We start from the raw sequence: 18,290 nt of genomic DNA on the forward strand, positions 1-18,290 counted from the left end.
AATCTAAGTAGAAAACATTTATTATGAACGGCTTCTGCTGACTAAAATAGTAAACTCTCCTTTAACCTTATCCTTGCTCAATTCAAAATATTTTTTTAATTCTAAAGGTTTGCCAATTTGATATTCTTCATAAACTTTTGTCATCTCGCGACCAATAAGAACCTTTGCGTCTAAACTAACAGAAGAAATTTCAACAAGCAATTTCAAAATTCTATGGCCAGATTCAAGCAGAACAAAAGCATCTCCCCTTTTATATAGCTCAGCAATTCTTTTAAATCTTTTAAGACCTTTGTTAGGTAAAAATCCCTCAAAAAACACCGACTTATCTCTAAAAGGATTAACACTTACAATTGTATTAAAAGAACTTACTCCGGGAATCGGACAAACTTTATATCCTTCTCTAAAAGCAGCAGCAACCAATAAACTACCAGGATCACTAAGCCCCGGAGTACCGGCGTCACTAACAAAAGCAATAGAATCTCCTTTTGCCAAATAATCCAATAATAAACCTATCTTCTTGTTTTCTGTTACAGCATTGCAAGAAATCATTTTTTTGTTAATTTTATATCTCGACAAAAGTTTACTAGTGACTCTCGTATCTTCTGCAAAGATAACATTTACCGATTTTAAAACATCAATTGCTCTATAAGTAATATCTTCTAAATTGCCTATTGGCGTACCAACAATATATAACACGACTCCTTTTAATTCCTCCAAAAAACATAAATAAATATATTAAAAGCATTTTTCTTAATGATAAAAATCTAAAACCCTTCATTCACTAAATAAAAGAATAAGAGACAAGCTAAATTTTATATGTCTATAAAAATACTTGCTTTTGTATTACATTTAGTTATATCATTAAGTATTAATGATTAAAAGTTAAAAGAAAGGGAAAATTTATGTTTGCATTAATTAGAAAAATATTTATGATCTATTTTCTATGTATCACTCTTGCAGGCTTTGCCATGATTTTTATTGACAGCAAATTTACCGAACAGCCTGATGCTAAAGAAAATCAAAACAAAATTAATCAACATACAATAGAACCTAATTTAATCATGTTTACATCTTCTATAGGAGGATTTTTAGGTATTTACGCTGGAATTTGGATTTTTAACTATAACAAAAGCAATTTTTACCTAAATTGGGGGAATTTAATAATATTAATATACAATATAGCCCTAATTATCACTGTATACTCAAAATCACGTAGCTAGCTCAAACATAGCTCAATTATTTTCATAATTTATAAATTATTGACTATAATGCCTCTTTTAATCATATACTTATAAACCTCTTCGGGATTTTCCAAGCTTTCAATCAAACTTTCTACCCTGTCATTTATTTTTTCTACCAATTTTTTATAAGCCACTTTTATTCCTCTGCTTTCTAAAAAATCCTTTGCGGGTTGAGAAACAACCCCGGCTTGAACGTTTTGAAGCCCTATATTATAAATAATAACGGCTGCTGCCTTGCCTACAACTTTATCATAAATTTCAAGTCCTTCTTTATTCTGGATATATTTATTGATAAAATTATCTACTTCTAAAAGGGGCTTTAATCCCCTTTCCATGTTAGAATAAAGTATTTTATGATCTTTGAATAACCTTAATGTTGGATTCAAGCCTGATATCATTTTTACCTCTTTTCTGGATATTTATAACAATCAATAATAAAAACAAACACTATTAATAATATACATAAACAATAAATACTGCAATATCTAAAAAGATAGTATACTTATGCTATATGATATTAGTGCCAAAAAGTAATAGTAATTCTAAAATTGAAATAAAGAAATCCATCTTTGTTTCATATATTTTTAACATTGAAAAAAAAGACGATATAAATAAAACTATTAAAAAATACAAAATAAAATTTAAAAATGCTACGCATGTGGTTTATGGATTTAGAATAGGAAATAAGAACTCGTTCTTAAATGGAATGAGCGATGACAAAGAGCCTAATTTAACGGCTGGAAAACCAACACTAGATGCCATAATACATAATAATTTAACTGATACTTTAATAATCACATTGCGATATTTTGGAGGCACTTTGCTTGGCAGAGGGGGATTAATCAAAGCATATTACAAGTCTGCCAAAGAGGTTATTAATAATACATCTATGATAGAAAAAGAAGAATTAGAAATTTTAAACTTAAATTTAACTTACAACCAATACAACTCACTATTAAAAATGAAAAATAAACTTGAAATAGAAATAATAGATTCAAGCTTTTCAAACAAAATAAACACTTCAATTAAATTCAAAACAAACAATAAGCAAAAAATATCAGAATTTTTTATAGAAAATGGCTTAATTCAAGAAATTTCAAAGTTTCATAAAGAATAATATGCATGCCAAATAATCAAATATTTAAAAACTAATTTAAAGTATTATTATTTTTATCATTTATGTTTTAAAATATAAAAACAAAACCAAATAAAAAGAGAAAATTTATATGAAAATAATATCTGTAATCAATCAAAAAGGGGGCGTAGGAAAAACCACAAGCGCCATTAATATTTCTTATTCAATGACCCTGCTTGATAAAAAAATTCTTCTAATAGATATTGATTCACAAGGAAACTCCACTAGCGGCACAAACACCTCGGAGAATATAGCCGAAAACTCAAGTTATGAACTAATTAATAAAAAAATAAAGGTCAAGCCTTTAAATCATTTTAAATTAGACATAATTCCTTCTAGTATCAAATTAGCTTTGCTAGAAAAAGAATTAATAAATGAACTTTCAAGAGAAAATTTTTTAAAAAATGCATTAACGCTGTATGAAAAAGATAAATATGATTTTATTATCATCGATTGCCCTCCTACACTTTCAATATTAACTATAAATGCCCTTATTGCAAGCAATTATTTGTTAATACCAATTGAAACGGAATTTTTTGCATTTGAGGGCATAAATCAACTAATAGATACAATAAATACTGTAAAACAAATAAATAAAAATTTAGAAATTACGGGTGTTTTTATAAATAAATACGACATAAGGAATAAAAGTAAAGAAAAATATATAAGCTTATTAAAAAAAGTTTTTAAAGAAAAACTTTTAAATACAAAAATAAGGAAAAATATAAGCATTTCAAAATCGCAAGAAGCAAAAATGCCTGTATATGAATATGATAAAGAAAGCAATGCTGCAAAAGATTTTTTAGAACTCTCAAAAGAGATAATAAACAAAATTAAGGAATAACCATGTCTGACAATTTAGAAACTTTAATGTTTCTAATGGGTAAAAAATTAGAAACATCTTCGAACAATTCAGAAAATATTGAAAAAAAAGAAATTATTTCAATTGAAAGAAAAAGCTTTGACTACAATAAGCTAGACAAAGATATTTCTGATTTTTTAAAAAAAAAGCAATATGAAATTTTCAATATTTTCAACAACACTTATACAAAAATTGGAAAGATACTTAAAGACGCTCAAGACAAATTAAAAGGAAATAATCAATATAATGGACTTTTTTATCAGTGGTTCAAAAGCATGGGATTCAAAAAAGACAAGGTTTACGCTTTAATATCAAGATACAATCTGCTTATCGAAAATTCCGACAAGCAACTTACTATAGAAAAATTACCTTTATCATTATCATATGAAATATCCAAAAAATCTTGTCCCTCTATTTTAAAAGCCGAAGTTCTAAACGGCAAAATAAATTCTTTAAAAGAATTTAAAATTGTTTATAAAAAAAATTTTGATTTAAGGGATACAAACAAATCATTAATTAAAAAAAACGAAAAATATGAAACCGACATAAAAGAAGGGCTGGATTTCATATTAAAAAATATAAAAGAATTTAAAAATATAGAATTTAAAAAATTAAAGCAAGAAAACTTAAAATTATTTTTTCATTCTATTTTAGAAATAAAGAAAAAAATAAAATATATTAAAAATAATTTTATCTAACTTTAGAGCTGTACCAACAAGAATATATAAAATATATTCTTACTATTCATTTTTCAAATATTAAATTATTTTTTACTTTTATATTTTGTTATGTATAACTAAATATAAACTTTGCCCTTCATTTAAAGCTTAATATTTTTTATAGAAACTAAACAATTTTAAAACAAACTTAAAAAATTTATGTGTTGTGCCAAATACCTAAAAATAAAAACTCTCATAAAATTAAGAAAAGATATTTTACAATCTTTAAATTATACAAACATTTAGCTAATATGACCAAAAAAAGAAACAATCCTTCTTAAATCACCAGAAGTAAAATACTCTATCTCTATTTTACCTTTATTTTGATTCCCTTTAATATCTATTTTTGTTTGGATTTTATCAAATAAAAATTCTTTTATGTTGTTTAAAAAAGGATCTTGTTCTAGTTCTCTTTTTTTTACTATGGATTTGTATAAATTTTTAACATATTTTTCTGCATCTCTTACAGAAATTTTTTTTTTCAATATCATTAAATAAAGATTATACCTATCCTGCTTATCTTTTAAGGATAAAATAACTTTAGCATGCCCAAAAGAAATTTCTTTCCTATGTACTGCATTTAATATTTCTTGTTCAAGATCTAAAATTCTCACTAAATTTGAAATATAGGTCCTACTTTTGCCAATTTTCTCAGACAACTCCTTTTGAGTTAAAGAATATTTATTCATTAAATTTTTATAGGCATAAGCCTCCTCAACAGGCGTAAAATTTTCTCTTTGAATATTTTCAACCAAAGGCATAAAATCTCTACAGGATTCTTTTATGCTAACCTCGATAACAGGAATATTTGTCATCTGAATAAGTTTAGCAGCTCTAAACCTTCTTTCTCCTACTATTATTTTATATCTATCATTTGCTTTACAAACAATTAAAGGTTGCAAAATACCATTTTCTTTTATAGAAATACTTAGTTCTTCTAATTCAACAAGACTAACAGATTTTCTTGGCTGATCATTATCAATATCTAAAAGATGAATATCTATCATTTTAAAAACTCCATCCATATTGTCATAACCCCCTACAACACAAAATTTTACCAGGTTATAATATTGAATTACAATTTAAGAATAAAAAAAGAATGTTCCACGTGGAACATTCTTAAATAAGAAAAACCAATTCTTTATTTAATAAATTTTGAAACAGAAATCAAGCTATCATTATCAAGGGACAATACTTGAATTCCTCTAGCATCTTTGCCTTGTTCAGATACTTTTCCAGCTACTGTTCTTAAAGCTTTTGAACGTTTACTTACAAGCAAAACTTCATCATCCTCTGAAACTGCTATAGCATCAACAACACTACCCGCTTTTTTATCAGATTTTTTATAACTAGTATAACCAGTGGCTCCTCTTTTAAGCTCAGATATTTTAGACATGCTTAATCTTTTTCCATACCCATTTTCAGAAATAATCAAAAGATAAGGATTTTCTCTAACCGCCAAAACTTTAACAAAAAAATCACCCTCTTTTAATTTCATTCCACAAACACCTTGGGTACCCCTATTGGTAAGCCTAACATCTCTTGAATTAAATATAAACGCACTACCCTTCTTAGAAAGACAAATTATTTTTTCATCCTTAAAAACAATCTCTGCACTTGTAACAAAATCTTTATCATTAAGTTTAATAACAATAACACCTCGTGACTTTACTGCTTTAAAATCTGTAGATTCGAATCTGGCTATCTTTCCACTTGCAGTTGCAAGCAACAAATAAGCATCATCAGTAAAATCCTTACTATTCTTAATAGTTAATATTTCTTCTTGATCTCCCAAATTAATAAGCTCACTAATATTTTGACCTTTTGAAGCTCTTGAAGAATCTTTTATTTCATAAGCATTGATTAAATAAAGCTTTCCTTCATTTGAAATCATAAATAAATGATCATGAGTATTAACACACAAAGCAATAACAATCTCATCTCCATCATTTAAATCAAACGAACTGAGACCTTTTCCTCCCGTACCTTGCAATTTATACTCATTTTGTGAAAGTCTTTTAAGGAAACCCTTCTTTGTAAGCATAACAACAATATTTTCTTTTTGCACTAAATCCGACATACTAGTTTTTAAAACCTCCTCATCATAAATTATTTTAGTTCGACGTTCATCGCCAAATTTCAAACCTAAATTAATAGTTTCTTCTCTTATAATATTAATAATCCTTACTGGATTCAAGAGAATATCTTCATAATCTTTTATTAAGCTTAACAGCACATTAAGCTCCTCTTCAAGTTTAAAAATCTCAAGGGCTGTAAGTTTTTGCAACTTCATATCAAGAACTGAATTGGCCTGAATCTCTGAAAGACCAAAATTTGAAACAAGCCTCTCTTTTGCATCTTTTGCTAATTTAGACGATTTAACAATCTTAATAACCTCATCTATACTATTTAAAGCAATATTTAATCCCTCAAGAACATGCGCTTTCTCTTTTGCCTTTCTCAAATCAAATTCAATACGTCTTTCGATAATATTTTTTCTATGCGCAATAAATTCAAATAATAATTCTTCTAAATTCAACTGTTTGGGAATACCATTAACAAGAGCTAAATTATTTATACTAAAATGCTTTTTAAATTCAGTATATTCATAAAGCAAGTTCATAATAACATGGGGATCAAATCCTCTTTTAACTTCAAGAACTATTCTAATGCCTTCTCGATCAGATTCATCTCTTATATCTAAAAGTCCTTCCAGTTTTTCTTCTTTTGCCAAAAATGCAACTTTCATAAGAAGTGCAGATTTATTTACCGTATAAGGTATTTCTGTAACAATTATAGCATTTCTATCTTCTGTTCTTTCTTCAATATGATATCTTGCTCTAATAACAACACTTCCCTTGCCAGTTTTGTATGCTTTAATTAAATTATCATTATAAACAATCTCTCCAAAAGTTGGAAAATCAGGACCTTTAACTATCTTAAGCAAATCAAATATAGAAGCATTCTCATTATCCAACATATAAACAATAGCATCACAAATTTCCCTTAAGTTATGAGGCGCCATATTAGTAGCCATTCCAACAGCAATTCCACTAGAGCCATTAACCAAAAGAAATGGAAATGATGAGGGCATAATTTCAGGCTCACTTAAAGAATCGTCATAATTAGACTTAAAATTAACAGTCTCTTTGTCTATATCCTTAACAATATATTCCGTTATTTTTTCCATTTTGGCTTCAGTATATCGCATAGCAGCAGGAGGATCTCCATCAATAGATCCAAAATTGCCCTGCCCCCGTATTACCGGATATCTAAGTGAAAAATCTTGAGCAAGTCTTACAAGAGCATCATAGATTGATTGATCTCCATGAGGATGATATTTCCCAAGAACATCCCCCACTATTCTACCAGCTTTTTTAAAAGCTTTATCAGAACGAAGTCCCATCTCATACATAGAATAAAGTATTCTCCTGTGAACTGGCTTAAGACCATCTCTTACATCCGGAAGAGCTCTGGAAACAATAACTGACATTGCATAATTTAAATAAGACGTCTTTATTTCATCTTCTATCTTAACATTTAATATTTGTTCTTTATTTTCTCCAACTGCCATTAACGCTCCAATTACACATCAAGATTAATTACATTAAGTGCATTCTGTTCAATAAATTCTTTTCTAGGTTCAACTAAATCTCCCATAAGAGTAACAAAAATTTTTTCAGCTTCAATAGCATCATCTATATTCATCAATCTCATTTTTCTTCTAGCAGGATCCATAGTCGTTTCCCAAAGCTGCGTTGGATTCATCTCTCCAAGCCCTTTATATCTCTGAAGAGAAATACTATTGCGATTTTTAGTTTCAATAGAATCTAAAAATTTTTCTTTTTCTTTTTCTTCATAAAAATAATAAATACGATTGTCATACTTTATTTTATAAAGAGGAGGCATGGCTATATATATATAACCATTTTCAATTAAATCTCTCATATATCTAAAGAAAAAAGCTAAAAGCAAAGTTCTAATATGAGATCCATCAACATCAGCATCTGCCATAATAATGATCTTGTGATAACGAAGTTTTGTAATATCAAAAGTTTTACCAACTCCTGCACCAAGAGATGCAATTATGGGAATAAGCTTATCATTGGTAATTACCTTGTCTTCTCTCGTTTTTTCAACATTAAGCATTTTCCCCCACAGTGGCAAAATGGCCTGAAAAAATCTATTTCTACCCATTTTAGCACTTCCTCCAGCAGAATCACCTTCTACAATATAGATTTCTCTTTCCAAAGGATTTTTAGAAGCACAATCAGCCAATTTTCCAGGCAATGCCAAGCTTTCAAATGCATTTTTTTTTCTTTCTGATTCTCTTGCTTTTCTTGCAGCTTCACGAGCACGAGCAGCTTTTATTGCTTTTTCAAGAATAGTGTCTATCTCTAAAGAATTTAAATTAATAATTTCCAATAAATGTTCATATACAACAACTTCAACTATTTTTCTTATCTCCGAATTACCAAGCTTACTCTTTGTTTGACCTTCAAATTGAGGTTCTGGAACTTTAACAGAAATAACAGCTGTAAGCCCCTCTTTAAAATCATCTCCTGTAAGATTTGGAATATCTTTTTTACTTATTTTTGAATTTTTAAAAGCTTCATTCATAGCCTTAGTAAGTCCACTTCTAAATCCCATAACATGGGTTCCCCCTTCTCTTGTATTAATGTTATTAACAAAAGAAAGAATGTTGTCAGAATAGCTTTCAGTCCATTTAAGCCCCACATTAACAATAACATCATTAATAAAACCATCAATATAATAAGGTTCTGATTGAAAAGCTTTACTGCCATTAGTTAAATAATCTACAAAAGATTTTATCCCACCTTCAAAATAAAATTTTGAAGATCTTTCTTTACCAATTCTTTTATCTTCTATTGAAATGTATATTTTATCGTTTAAAAAAGCAAGCTCTTTAAGCCTTTTTTCAAGAATATCGAAATTATAATCTAAAGTTTCAAAAATTTCAGAATCCGCTAAAAAAGTAACCTTTGTACCCGTAATAGAAGATTCCCCCACAACTTCTACTTTAGAAGTTGGAATACCTTTTGAAAAAGTTTGTCTAAAAATTTTTCCATCCCTATTAACATAAACCTCTAAAAACGAAGATAGAGCATTTACAACCGAAATTCCAACACCATGGAGTCCTCCAGAAACTTTATAAGTGCCTTTATTAAATTTACCACCAGAATGTAGCTTTGTTAAAACAAGTTCAAGGGCGCTAATACCCTCCTCTTCATGAATATCGGTAGGAATACCTCTCCCATTATCAATTACAGTTATAGTATTATCTAAATTAATAATGACATCTATTCTATCACAAAACCCAGCTAAAGCCTCATCAATACTATTGTCAACTACTTCATAAACCAAATGGTGCAACCCATTAACAGAAATAGAGCCTATATACATGCCAGGCCTTTTCCTAACAGCCTCAAGTCCTTTTAAGACCTGAATGTTACTAGCAACATAATTCATAAACCTTCCATTCATTCAATAAAAATCTAGACACAGATAAATTCTACATTAAAAAAAAAATAATATCTATTACATTAGAAAGTACCAAAAACTTTTAAAAATTCACAAACAATTTAGATAGAATCTTAATCTAACTTTATACTATATAATGTTGAAAGTATAGTGCTAAAACCAATAAGGACAAAAAAATGGAAAAATCAAAAAATATATGGAGTTTAATTTTAACAGAAATAAAAAAAGAACTATCAGAAGAAGAGTTTTATGTTTGGTTCGAAAATTTGTGCTTTTTAGAATCAATAGGTGACAATATAAAAATATCTACTCCAAATTTATTTCATAAAAATCAAATAGAAAAAAGATTTACAAAAAAAATTAAAGAAATCCTCACAAAAAATGGCTACAATACCGTAGTCATTGAATTTACAAATCAACAACCCAAAACCCATTCTGACAAACAAGAAATCAAAAAAATGGCTTTTAGCGAAACTTTTCCAAAGTTCGACAAACTTAAAGAAAAAACAATCCTTAAAGAACCAATTCAAAGCATTCAAGATCGTATAAAAATGTACATTAAAGAAGAAGAGCCCACAAATTTTAAAAACCCCTTTCTTAAAAAAAGATATACATTTGAAAATTTTATCATAGGGCCAAATAATAAACTTGCATACAATGCTAGCTTAGCAATTTCAAAAAATCCTGGGAAAAAATATAATCCATGTTTAATTTATGGTGGAGTTGGGCTTGGGAAAACACATTTGCTTCAAAGCATAGGAAACAAAACAGAAGAATTGCATCATAACCTTAAGATATTATATGTTACAGCTGAAAATTTTTTAAATGAATTTGTAGAAAGCATAAAGACACACGAAACAAAAAAATTTAAAAAAAAGTACCGATACTTAGACATGCTGCTTATAGACGATATCCACGACTTACAAAAAAAAGAAGGAATACAAGAAGAGCTTTTTCACACATTTAATGCACTTTATGAAGATAACAAACAATTAGTATTTACATGTGACAGACCTCCTTCCGAACTTACAAATTTTACAGATCGACTAAAAAGTAGATTCACAAGAGGATTAAATGTTGATATATCAAAGCCCAATTTCGAACTCAGAGTAGCTATTGTCGAAAAAAAAGCAGAAGAAGATGGCATAAAGGTCCCTAAAAATATACTAAATCTAGTTGCTCAAAAAGTTACAACAAATGTAAGAGACCTCGAAGCTGCCGTAACAAAACTAAAAGCATATATAGATTTAGACAATATAGAAATTGACATTGACATTGTTGAAAAAATAATCAAAGAAATAATAATTTACGAAAAAGAAACAACCAATGAATCAAGCAATAAAATTAATATTGAAAATATAAAAAAAATACTCTTAAGAGAGTTAAAAATTACACACAAGGATATTGAAGGGCATAGCAAAAAACCAGAGATAACAAAAGCTAGACATATTTATGCATACCTCTTGAGGAATTTTACAGGGCTATCAACAATTGAAATTGGAAAAATTATTGGAGGGAAAACCCATTCAACAGTGCTTTATTCAATAAATAAAATAGATAGAGACAGAAATAATGACAAAGAAATTAACAATTTAATCACAGAGCTTATGAACAAAATAAAAAAAAATTAAACCTAATTGACAAATTAAGAATTCTTTTAAACAATTGAAACAAATAATTTATCAAAAATACAACAAAAAATAACCTATAATTTAACAAGGTATTTCCTTATTTTACTTAGCATTATATACAATTAGACAATCAAACAGAGACTTACTACTATTACTACTATATATTCATAAAAACTAAAAATAAAAAATCTGTGAAATCTTACAAGGATAAAATGTAATAAAATATACAAGGAGGAATTATGCTAAATAACACATTTTTTATTTGCGAAACAAATCAAATTATAAACGAAATAGAAAAAGCAAAAGGAATAATATTGAACAGGAACATGAACGATATTTGGAGTGCATTGTTAATAGAGGTAAAAAAGTCTAATCTCATAATTAAATCAACAGACAGAAATATTTTTTTTGAAAGCACAATTTCAATTGTTTCAGAAACAGATTTTAAGGTATTAATTAATGCTTCAAATTTTTATGACGCAGTAAAAGCATTTAGTTTTTATAAGAAAATCAAAATAGTTTTTAATGAAAATAATAGTAAATTAGAAATTATGGAAGAGTTAAAAGATGGGAAAGAAGAATACGAGGATCATTTAAAAGAGCCCACTTTTTCATACGAAGAAATTGAAAACTACAATTATGATATGGTTAATGAAGATTACACTTTTGAAATTGAAATAAAACAAAAATCTTTTAAAAAAGTAATAAATAGAATAGCTTTTTCAGCACATCTTGATGAATCCAAGAATGTATTAAATGGTGTGTATTTTACAAAAAATGAAGATTCTAATTTACTACTGGTTTCTACAAATGGACACAGAATGTCTATCTGTAAAACAGAAGTCATGATTTATGAAGATGTGAACTTTATAGTTCCTGTAAAAATATTTAATTTTTTGAAACATCTTATGTCAGGAGAAGGTATGGTTAAAATAAAGTCTTCGGATAAAAAATTTTATGTTGAATTCGATAATTATAAAATAGCTTGTAGCTTGATTAACGGGAATTATCCGGATTATAAGAGCATTATACCTAAGGAACAAAAGAATAAATCTTTGGTTTCGCTAAGCATTTTAAAAGATAGACTTGCAAGAGTCAATTTGTATGTTGATAAATCAAGAAAGTTGGTTTTAACTTTTTCTGAGCTTCAATTAAAACTTCTTGGAGAAGATTTGATTACTGGAAGAAAAGGTGAATTTTTTATTAAAGACCCCAACTATCTGTATGACGGAGCAGATGAGGTTATGGCTATTAATATTTCATATTTTGTTGAAGCTATTAATGTTTTTGAAACTTCAAAGGTAGAAATACAATTTAATTCGGGCAATGTATTAAAATTGAGTGAACCTGAAAATTTCAATTTTACGCACTTGATAATGCCGATGTCTTTAGGTTAAAGTTAATTATTAATGTCATTTTGAATATTAAAATAAGCTTTTCTAAGTTTATTTTATATTGTTTTTTGCAGTGTGGTATAAAAAATGCTATGAGTGATTCTGCTTTTAAAAAAATAGGTAATGTTCTTAAAGATTATTTAGAATCCAATTTGCTTGTTAATAAAAAAATAAGTTCAAAATTATTGATTGCTGATAAATGGAATCAGATATTTGAAGCTTTATCAGATGATGTAAAATTTTTAGATTTTAAAAATGATCAGATACTTTTTATTAAGGTAAGCAATTCAAGTATTTTATATAGCATATCAATCAATAAGTCAAAGATAATAAATTCAATAAAAGAATTAACGGGGATTAAAATAATAGATATAAAAGTTTTGGTAAAGTAATTATTATTGACAATCACATTTATATGCTATACCATGGTAGTGTTCAACTTTCAGCTTAGTGGCATAAAATTGTTTTTAATGGAGGAGTGTTTTGAAAAGGACTTACCAGCCCAGTCGTGTAAAAAGAAATAGAAAATTTGGGTTTAGAGCTAGAATGAAAACTAAAGGTGGAAGACTTATTCTTTCAAGACGAAGAGCAAAAGGAAGAATAAAATTAACTGTTTCTGATGAGAAAAAGAAATATTAGTCTAAAATCAAAAATAGAAATTCAAAAAATTTTCAAAGAAGGCAATCTGATTAGATTTAGCAATCTTAATCTTAAAATGTTTTATAAATCAAATCATTTGGTTTATTCTAGAATTCTTGTTACCTTTTCTAAAGGTTTTAGGGGATCTGTTAAAAGGAATCGCATTAGAAGGCTTTTTAAAGAAGCTTTTAGAAAAAGATTAGAATTGTTAGAAGGGATTGCTTTGGATATTATTTTTGTAGTTTCTCACAACGGGTTAACTTTGACTTATTTTAATATTGAATCTCTTATGAAAAGTTTGGTTTTAACGGTGTGGAAGGGGCACAAGTGAATCAAAGTAGAAAAATTTTAAGGACAGTTTATTTGTCTTTATTTTTAATAGGTCTTTTCATGCTCATTAATGATATTTTTTCTTCAAACATTTTAAGTTCTAAGTCTTCTGACAAAGAAGTGCAGTTTGATTTAAATAAAAGCTTTGATGATAATGAGATGTTTTCAAGTAAGGGCAATAACTTTAATTTGATTAATAAGTCTCAAGATATTGTTGTAGAAACGGATATATATGTTGCTACTTTTTCTACATTTAGAGGAAATTTGGTTTCATTAAAGCTTAAAAATCATTTAAATTTGGAAAAAGGTCCTACAGATTTAATTAATATTGATTACAAAAATGAAACTTTTTTTGATGTTAGTTTTGACTATTTAGTAGAAGATTTGTTTTTGTATAAAAAGATAGATGATTTTAATCATGAATTTAAAGCTTATTTTAAAAATAATGGTAAAACTTATGAATATGTAAAGAAGTATACATTTTCGAAAAAAAAAGAGTATTTGATTAAATTTAAAGTTACTGTAAACGGTTTTGAAGATTATAACTTATTTGATATTGATTCTTATAAAGTTATTTTTAGTTCTGAGATTGAAAGGTTGAGTGATAAAGCAAAGCTACAATATAATAATTATTTATCTCAAATAATTTATTATGATAATAAGCTTAAATATGGCAAAGATGGTCTAAGGATTAGCAATCCTAGATGGCTTGGTTCTAGTACTAAGTATTTTGGGGTGTTGGTTTCTAAAGAAAATATGGAAGTTGAGTTTAAGAAGGAAAGAGGAATCCTTAAGTCATTTATTATTAATGATGTTAGAAATAAAAAAAATATTAGCGATGAGTTTTTTATTTATGCTGGACCTAAGGATAATAGATATCTAGATGTTTTTGACAAGAGTGGTGATAATACCTTTGGTTTGTCTGATATTTCTTTTGGAATGTCGGTGGAAAAGAGTTTGTGGTATTTAATTCAAGTTCCTATGCAAATGGTAATGCAAGTTTTTTATGATGTTATTCCTAATTGGGGACTTTCAATTATTTTTTTGACAATTGTTGTTAGAATACTTATATTTCCTTTGACGTTTAAGGGATTTAGAGCTACTGCGGAGCTTTCCAAGCTTCAACCTAAAATGAAAGAGCTTCAATTAAGGTTTAAGCATGATCCTAAAAAGTTGAATGAAGAGATGGGAAGGCTTTATAAAGAAGAAGGAGTTAATCCTTTAGGAGGGTGTTTTCCTGTAATTTTGCAGCTTCCTATATTTTTTGCTCTTTATTCACTTGTAAATAATTTATTTTTATTAAGGGGAGCCAGTTTTATTCCAGGATGGATTGATGATTTATCTATCGGTGACAGTGTATATCATTTTGGATATAAGCTTTATTTTGTTTCTTGGACCGATATTAGAATTTTGCCTTTTATTATGATGTTTACTCAATTGGGATCTACAATTGTTAGTTCTAATATGGATTTAAAAAATCTTGGATCACAGCAGAAATTTTTATATTTTGGAATGCCTATTATGTTTTTTTTCATACTTTACAATATGCCATCAGGGCTTTTGATATATTGGATTACAACAAATATTTTTACTATTTTGCAGCAATACTATATAAAGATGCATTTGTCTTAAGGGGGAATAATATGAGCTATGAATTTTACGGAAAAACCGAACAAGAAGCAATAAAGAAAGCAATGAGAGATCTAGAATTAAAAGAAGGTGAGTTTGATGTAGAAATTTTAGATAAAGAAAGAGTTGGATTTTTATTTAAGAAAGAAATGATTAAAATAAGGGTTTCTCCTCATGTAAAGGAGGTTAAAAAAGGCGGTTTTGAAATTAAAATTGGTGATAAAATTTGTGATAAAATTTTAGAATTTGTAAAAGAAATGCTAATTAAAATGGGATATTCTGTACATTTGACAATAGAGCCCAAAGAAGGTGGATATGTTAAGATTTCTATTGAAACAGATAGTCCAAATATTTTGATTGGACGAGAGGGTAAAAATTTAGATTCTTTACAGCTTTTAACAAATGTTTATGCCTCTAAGCTTATTGGTGAAAATGGTACTTTTAATAGGGTTATATTGGATATTGGAGATTATAGAGAACGATTTAAATCTAGGTTTATTAATTTAGCAATAAATTCTTTTCATAAAGTCAAAAGAACCAGGCGCTCTATTTTGTTGCCATCAATGAATCCTTTTGAAAGAAGGATCATTCATACAACTTTAAATCGTTATAGTGACATAAAAACTGAAAGCGAGGGAGATGGAAATATAAAAAGAATAAGAATCTCTTATATTAGAAATAATAGGGGTGGTATCAACAATTCTCGCAGTTATCAGAAAAGAAATATTGGTTTTAAAAAATAGATTAATGATGTTGTTTTTTATTGAATTTTAAAGGGAATAATAGTATGAAGATTTTTTTAACCGGAATTGCGGGGTTTATTGGATTTCATGTAGCTAAAAAGCTTGTAGAAGAAGGGCATGAAGTTTTAGGCATAGACGTATTAAATGATTATTATGAACTCAAATTTAAGCATGAAAGGTTAGAAGCTTTGGGATTTTGTTCTGAGGATGTCAAAACGCATAAAATTATTAAGAGTAAAAAATATAATAATTTATCTTTTTTATATCTTGATATCCTGAATAAGGATAAACTGCTAGAGCTTTTTAAAGATCATGAGTTTACACATGTTTGTCATTTGGCTGCTCAAGCAGGAATTAGAGATAGTCTTGAAAATCCCGATAGCTATGTTTCAATAAATATTGTTGGGTTTTTTAATGTTTTGGATGTGTGCAGGGTTTATAAAGAAAAAATCGAACATTTTGTTTATGCCTCTACGTCATCGGTTTATGGTATAAATGAAAATATGCCGTCTAGTGAAGATTCTATTACGGATCACCCTTTAAATTTATATGCAGCTAGTAAAAAATCTAATGAGATGATGGCGCATGCTTATAGTGCGTCTTTTAATATTCCCACAACAGGGCTTAGATTTTTCACGGTTTATGGGACTTATGGAAGGCCTGATATGGCTTTATATTTATTTTCAGATGGAATTAAAAACGGCAAGTCCATTAATATTTTTAACAATGGAAATATGGCTAGAGATTTTACATATGTGAGTGACATTGCAGAAGGTGTTTACAAAGTGTTGAAAAATCCGGCTAAGAGCGATTGTAATTTTGACGTTAAAAATCCAAATTCGTCAACATCTTCTTTCCCTTACAGAATATATAATATAGGAACCGGACATGCAACCAAACTGTTAGATTTTATTAGCGAGCTTGAAGCAAATTTTGATAAAAAGGCCTTAAAAAATTATATGCCTATGCAAAAAGCAGATGTTGTGGAAAGTTGTTGTGATATTTTGAAGCTTAAAAATGATGTTGGGTATGAGGCTAAAATTTCTATTAAAGAAGGAATAAAAGAATTTTCACAGTGGTATAAAATGTTAGAGCCTACCAAGAAGGCTTGATTTTAGTCTTTTTTGTGCAAAATGATAGATTTTTAATAAATTTTATGTTTGTTTTTGGTTTAATAATTATTTATTGATTTAAATTCAACTCAACTTCTTAGGTGTATAATTTATTATAGGTATTTGATAAAAGAAAAAATAAAGAAAAGGAGTGATATAAATGGGCGTTTTAGACAAGATTAAACCGGGTGTAGTTTATGGGAAGGAGCTACATTTGTTATATGAAATATGTAAAAAGGAAGGATTTGCTATTCCTTCTATTAATTGTATAGGAACAAATTCTATTAATGCGGTTTTGGAGGCAGCAAAAGAAATTAATTCTCCTATTATGATACAATTTTCTAATAGTGGTTCTGCTTTTATTTCTGGAAAAGGCTTGAAGATGGAAAAACCACAAGGAGTTTCAATAGCTGGAGCTATTTCTGGTGCTATGCATGTTCATTTAATGGCAGAGCATTATGGTATTCCTGTTGTTCTTCATACTGATCATTGTGCTAAAAATTTGCTTCCTTGGGTTGAAGGACTTTTAGAGCATGGAGAGAAGTACTATAGTCAGCACAAAAAACCATTATTTTCTTCACATATGCTAGATTTATCAGAAGAACCTATTAAAGAAAATATTGAAATTTCTAAAAAATTCTTAGAAAGAATGGCAAAAATTGAAATGTTTTTAGAAATAGAGCTTGGAATTACTGGTGGGGAAGAGGATGGCGTTGATAATTCAGATAGGGCTATGCATGAACTATTTTCTACCCCCGAGGATATTTATTATGGATATTCAGAACTTTTAAAAGTTAGCCCAAATTTTCAGATTGCAGCAGCTTTTGGAAATGTTCATGGAGTATACAAACCGGGGAACGTTAAACTTACTCCAAAAGTGTTAAAAGATGGTCAAGATTATGTCATATCAAAAACAGGAGTAAATATTACCAAGCCAGTTTCTTATGTTTTTCATGGAGGGTCTGGATCTACAATTGATGAGATCAATGAGGCGCTTTCTTATGGTGTTGTAAAGATGAATATTGACACAGATACGCAGTGGGCTGCCTGGGAGGGAGTTTTAAATTATTACAAAAAAAATGAAAATCGTTTGCAAAGTCAATTAGGAGATGGTAAGGACAGTGATATTCCAAATAAGAAATTTTATGATCCAAGGGTTTGGTTAAGAGAAGCCGAAGTTTCTATGAAAGACCGTGTAAAGATTGCATGCAAAAATCTTAATAATATTAATAGGAATTAAGTAAAAATTCACTAATTTTTATTTGTAAGCTGCTTTATGAGCGGCTTTTTTATTATTCTAATTATAATATTTTATATTGAATTACAAAATTATTGATTGTTTAATATATTTTT

The 18,290-nt window shown here is 28.2% G+C and carries 18 protein-coding genes; 13 read left to right on the forward strand and 5 right to left on the reverse strand.

Annotated elements, in window-relative coordinates:
• Positions 1–21 precede the first annotated feature (21 nt).
• Positions 22–696, reverse strand: a complete 675-nt coding sequence (gene rsmI / locus BBIDN127_RS02110; protein ID WP_014023660.1) for a 16S rRNA (cytidine(1402)-2'-O)-methyltransferase — start codon at positions 694–696, stop codon at positions 22–24.
• Between the two features lie 206 nt (positions 697–902).
• Between rsmI and BBIDN127_RS02115 the strand changes: the two genes are divergently transcribed.
• Positions 903–1,220 carry a hypothetical protein gene (locus tag BBIDN127_RS02115; RefSeq protein WP_014023661.1) on the forward strand — a complete coding sequence of 106 codons (318 nt, stop codon included), beginning with the start codon at positions 903–905 and terminating at the stop codon, positions 1,218–1,220.
• 29 nt (positions 1,221–1,249) lie between these two features.
• Here the strand turns inward: BBIDN127_RS02115 and BBIDN127_RS02120 are convergent, their stop codons facing one another.
• Entirely contained in the window at positions 1,250–1,639 is a 390-nt protein-coding gene (locus BBIDN127_RS02120; RefSeq protein ID WP_014023662.1) for a DUF1893 domain-containing protein, read from the reverse strand.
• Positions 1,640–1,752: 113 nt separating this feature from the next.
• Here BBIDN127_RS02120 and BBIDN127_RS02125 point away from each other — a divergent pair, with 113 nt between their 5' ends.
• The 3 genes from BBIDN127_RS02125 (at position 1,753) to BBIDN127_RS02135 (ending at position 3,936) form a co-directional block, all read left to right on the forward strand.
• The gene (locus BBIDN127_RS02125; RefSeq protein WP_014023663.1) at positions 1,753–2,358 is read left to right on the forward strand and encodes a YigZ family protein; all 606 of its coding nucleotides are present in this window, start codon (positions 1,753–1,755) and stop codon (positions 2,356–2,358) included.
• Positions 2,359–2,467: 109 nt separating this feature from the next.
• The gene (locus tag BBIDN127_RS02130) at positions 2,468–3,220 is read left to right on the forward strand and encodes a ParA family protein (protein ID WP_014023664.1); all 753 of its coding nucleotides are present in this window, start codon (positions 2,468–2,470) and stop codon (positions 3,218–3,220) included.
• 2 nt (positions 3,221–3,222) lie between these two features.
• A complete protein-coding gene (locus BBIDN127_RS02135) occupies positions 3,223–3,936 on the forward strand; it encodes a hypothetical protein (protein WP_014023665.1) in 714 nt (237 codons plus the stop codon).
• A 263-nt stretch (positions 3,937–4,199) separates the two neighbouring features.
• Here BBIDN127_RS02135 and BBIDN127_RS02140 read toward each other — a convergent pair whose 3' ends face one another.
• The 3 genes from BBIDN127_RS02140 to gyrB form a co-directional block, all read right to left on the reverse strand.
• Positions 4,200–4,982: a ParB/RepB/Spo0J family partition protein gene (locus BBIDN127_RS02140; protein WP_044054957.1), complete on the reverse strand. Its 783-nt coding sequence runs from the start codon at positions 4,980–4,982 to the stop codon at positions 4,200–4,202.
• 116 nt (positions 4,983–5,098) lie between these two features.
• Positions 5,099–7,531 (reverse strand): DNA topoisomerase (ATP-hydrolyzing) subunit A, encoded by a 2,433-nt coding sequence (gene gyrA, locus BBIDN127_RS02145; protein ID WP_014023667.1) that lies wholly within the window; start codon positions 7,529–7,531, stop codon positions 5,099–5,101.
• Between the two features lie 11 nt (positions 7,532–7,542).
• Positions 7,543–9,447, reverse strand: coding sequence for a DNA topoisomerase (ATP-hydrolyzing) subunit B (gene gyrB, locus BBIDN127_RS02150; RefSeq protein WP_014023668.1), 1,905 nt, complete (start codon positions 9,445–9,447; stop codon positions 7,543–7,545).
• 188 nt (positions 9,448–9,635) lie between these two features.
• Between gyrB and dnaA the strand changes: the two genes are divergently transcribed.
• The 9 genes from dnaA (at position 9,636) to fbaA (ending at position 18,177) form a co-directional block, all read left to right on the forward strand.
• Positions 9,636–11,090: a chromosomal replication initiator protein DnaA gene (gene dnaA, locus BBIDN127_RS02155; protein ID WP_014023669.1), complete on the forward strand. Its 1,455-nt coding sequence runs from the start codon at positions 9,636–9,638 to the stop codon at positions 11,088–11,090.
• Positions 11,091–11,329: 239 nt separating this feature from the next.
• The gene (gene dnaN, locus BBIDN127_RS02160; RefSeq protein ID WP_014023670.1) at positions 11,330–12,487 is read left to right on the forward strand and encodes a DNA polymerase III subunit beta; all 1,158 of its coding nucleotides are present in this window, start codon (positions 11,330–11,332) and stop codon (positions 12,485–12,487) included.
• 89 nt (positions 12,488–12,576) lie between these two features.
• The gene (locus BBIDN127_RS02165; protein ID WP_014023671.1) at positions 12,577–12,876 is read left to right on the forward strand and encodes a hypothetical protein; all 300 of its coding nucleotides are present in this window, start codon (positions 12,577–12,579) and stop codon (positions 12,874–12,876) included.
• Between the two features lie 91 nt (positions 12,877–12,967).
• Positions 12,968–13,123, forward strand: a complete 156-nt coding sequence (rpmH, locus tag BBIDN127_RS02170; RefSeq protein WP_004789541.1) for a 50S ribosomal protein L34 — start codon at positions 12,968–12,970, stop codon at positions 13,121–13,123.
• Positions 13,104–13,454 carry a ribonuclease P protein component gene (gene rnpA / locus BBIDN127_RS02175; RefSeq protein WP_014023672.1) on the forward strand — a complete coding sequence of 117 codons (351 nt, stop codon included), beginning with the start codon at positions 13,104–13,106 and terminating at the stop codon, positions 13,452–13,454. The genes rpmH and rnpA overlap by 20 nt, the downstream gene beginning before the upstream one ends.
• Positions 13,451–15,085 (forward strand): membrane protein insertase YidC, encoded by a 1,635-nt coding sequence (gene yidC / locus BBIDN127_RS02180; protein WP_044054958.1) that lies wholly within the window; start codon positions 13,451–13,453, stop codon positions 15,083–15,085. Before rnpA ends, yidC begins: the two co-directional genes overlap by 4 nt.
• An 11-nt stretch (positions 15,086–15,096) precedes the next feature.
• Complete coding sequence (gene jag / locus BBIDN127_RS02185; RefSeq protein WP_014023674.1) at positions 15,097–15,825, forward strand: RNA-binding cell elongation regulator Jag/EloR; 729 nt, start codon at positions 15,097–15,099, stop codon at positions 15,823–15,825.
• Positions 15,826–15,869: 44 nt separating this feature from the next.
• On the forward strand, positions 15,870–16,937 hold the full coding sequence (locus tag BBIDN127_RS02190; protein WP_014023675.1) for an NAD-dependent epimerase: 1,068 nt from the start codon (positions 15,870–15,872) through the stop codon (positions 16,935–16,937).
• Positions 16,938–17,097: 160 nt separating this feature from the next.
• On the forward strand, positions 17,098–18,177 hold the full coding sequence (fbaA, locus tag BBIDN127_RS02195; protein WP_014023676.1) for a class II fructose-bisphosphate aldolase: 1,080 nt from the start codon (positions 17,098–17,100) through the stop codon (positions 18,175–18,177).
• The last annotated feature ends 113 nt before the right edge of the window (positions 18,178–18,290 follow it).

The organism is Borreliella bissettiae DN127, from assembly GCF_000222305.1.
In the GTDB taxonomy this organism is placed as follows: Bacteria; Spirochaetota; Spirochaetia; order Borreliales; family Borreliaceae; genus Borreliella; species Borreliella carolinensis.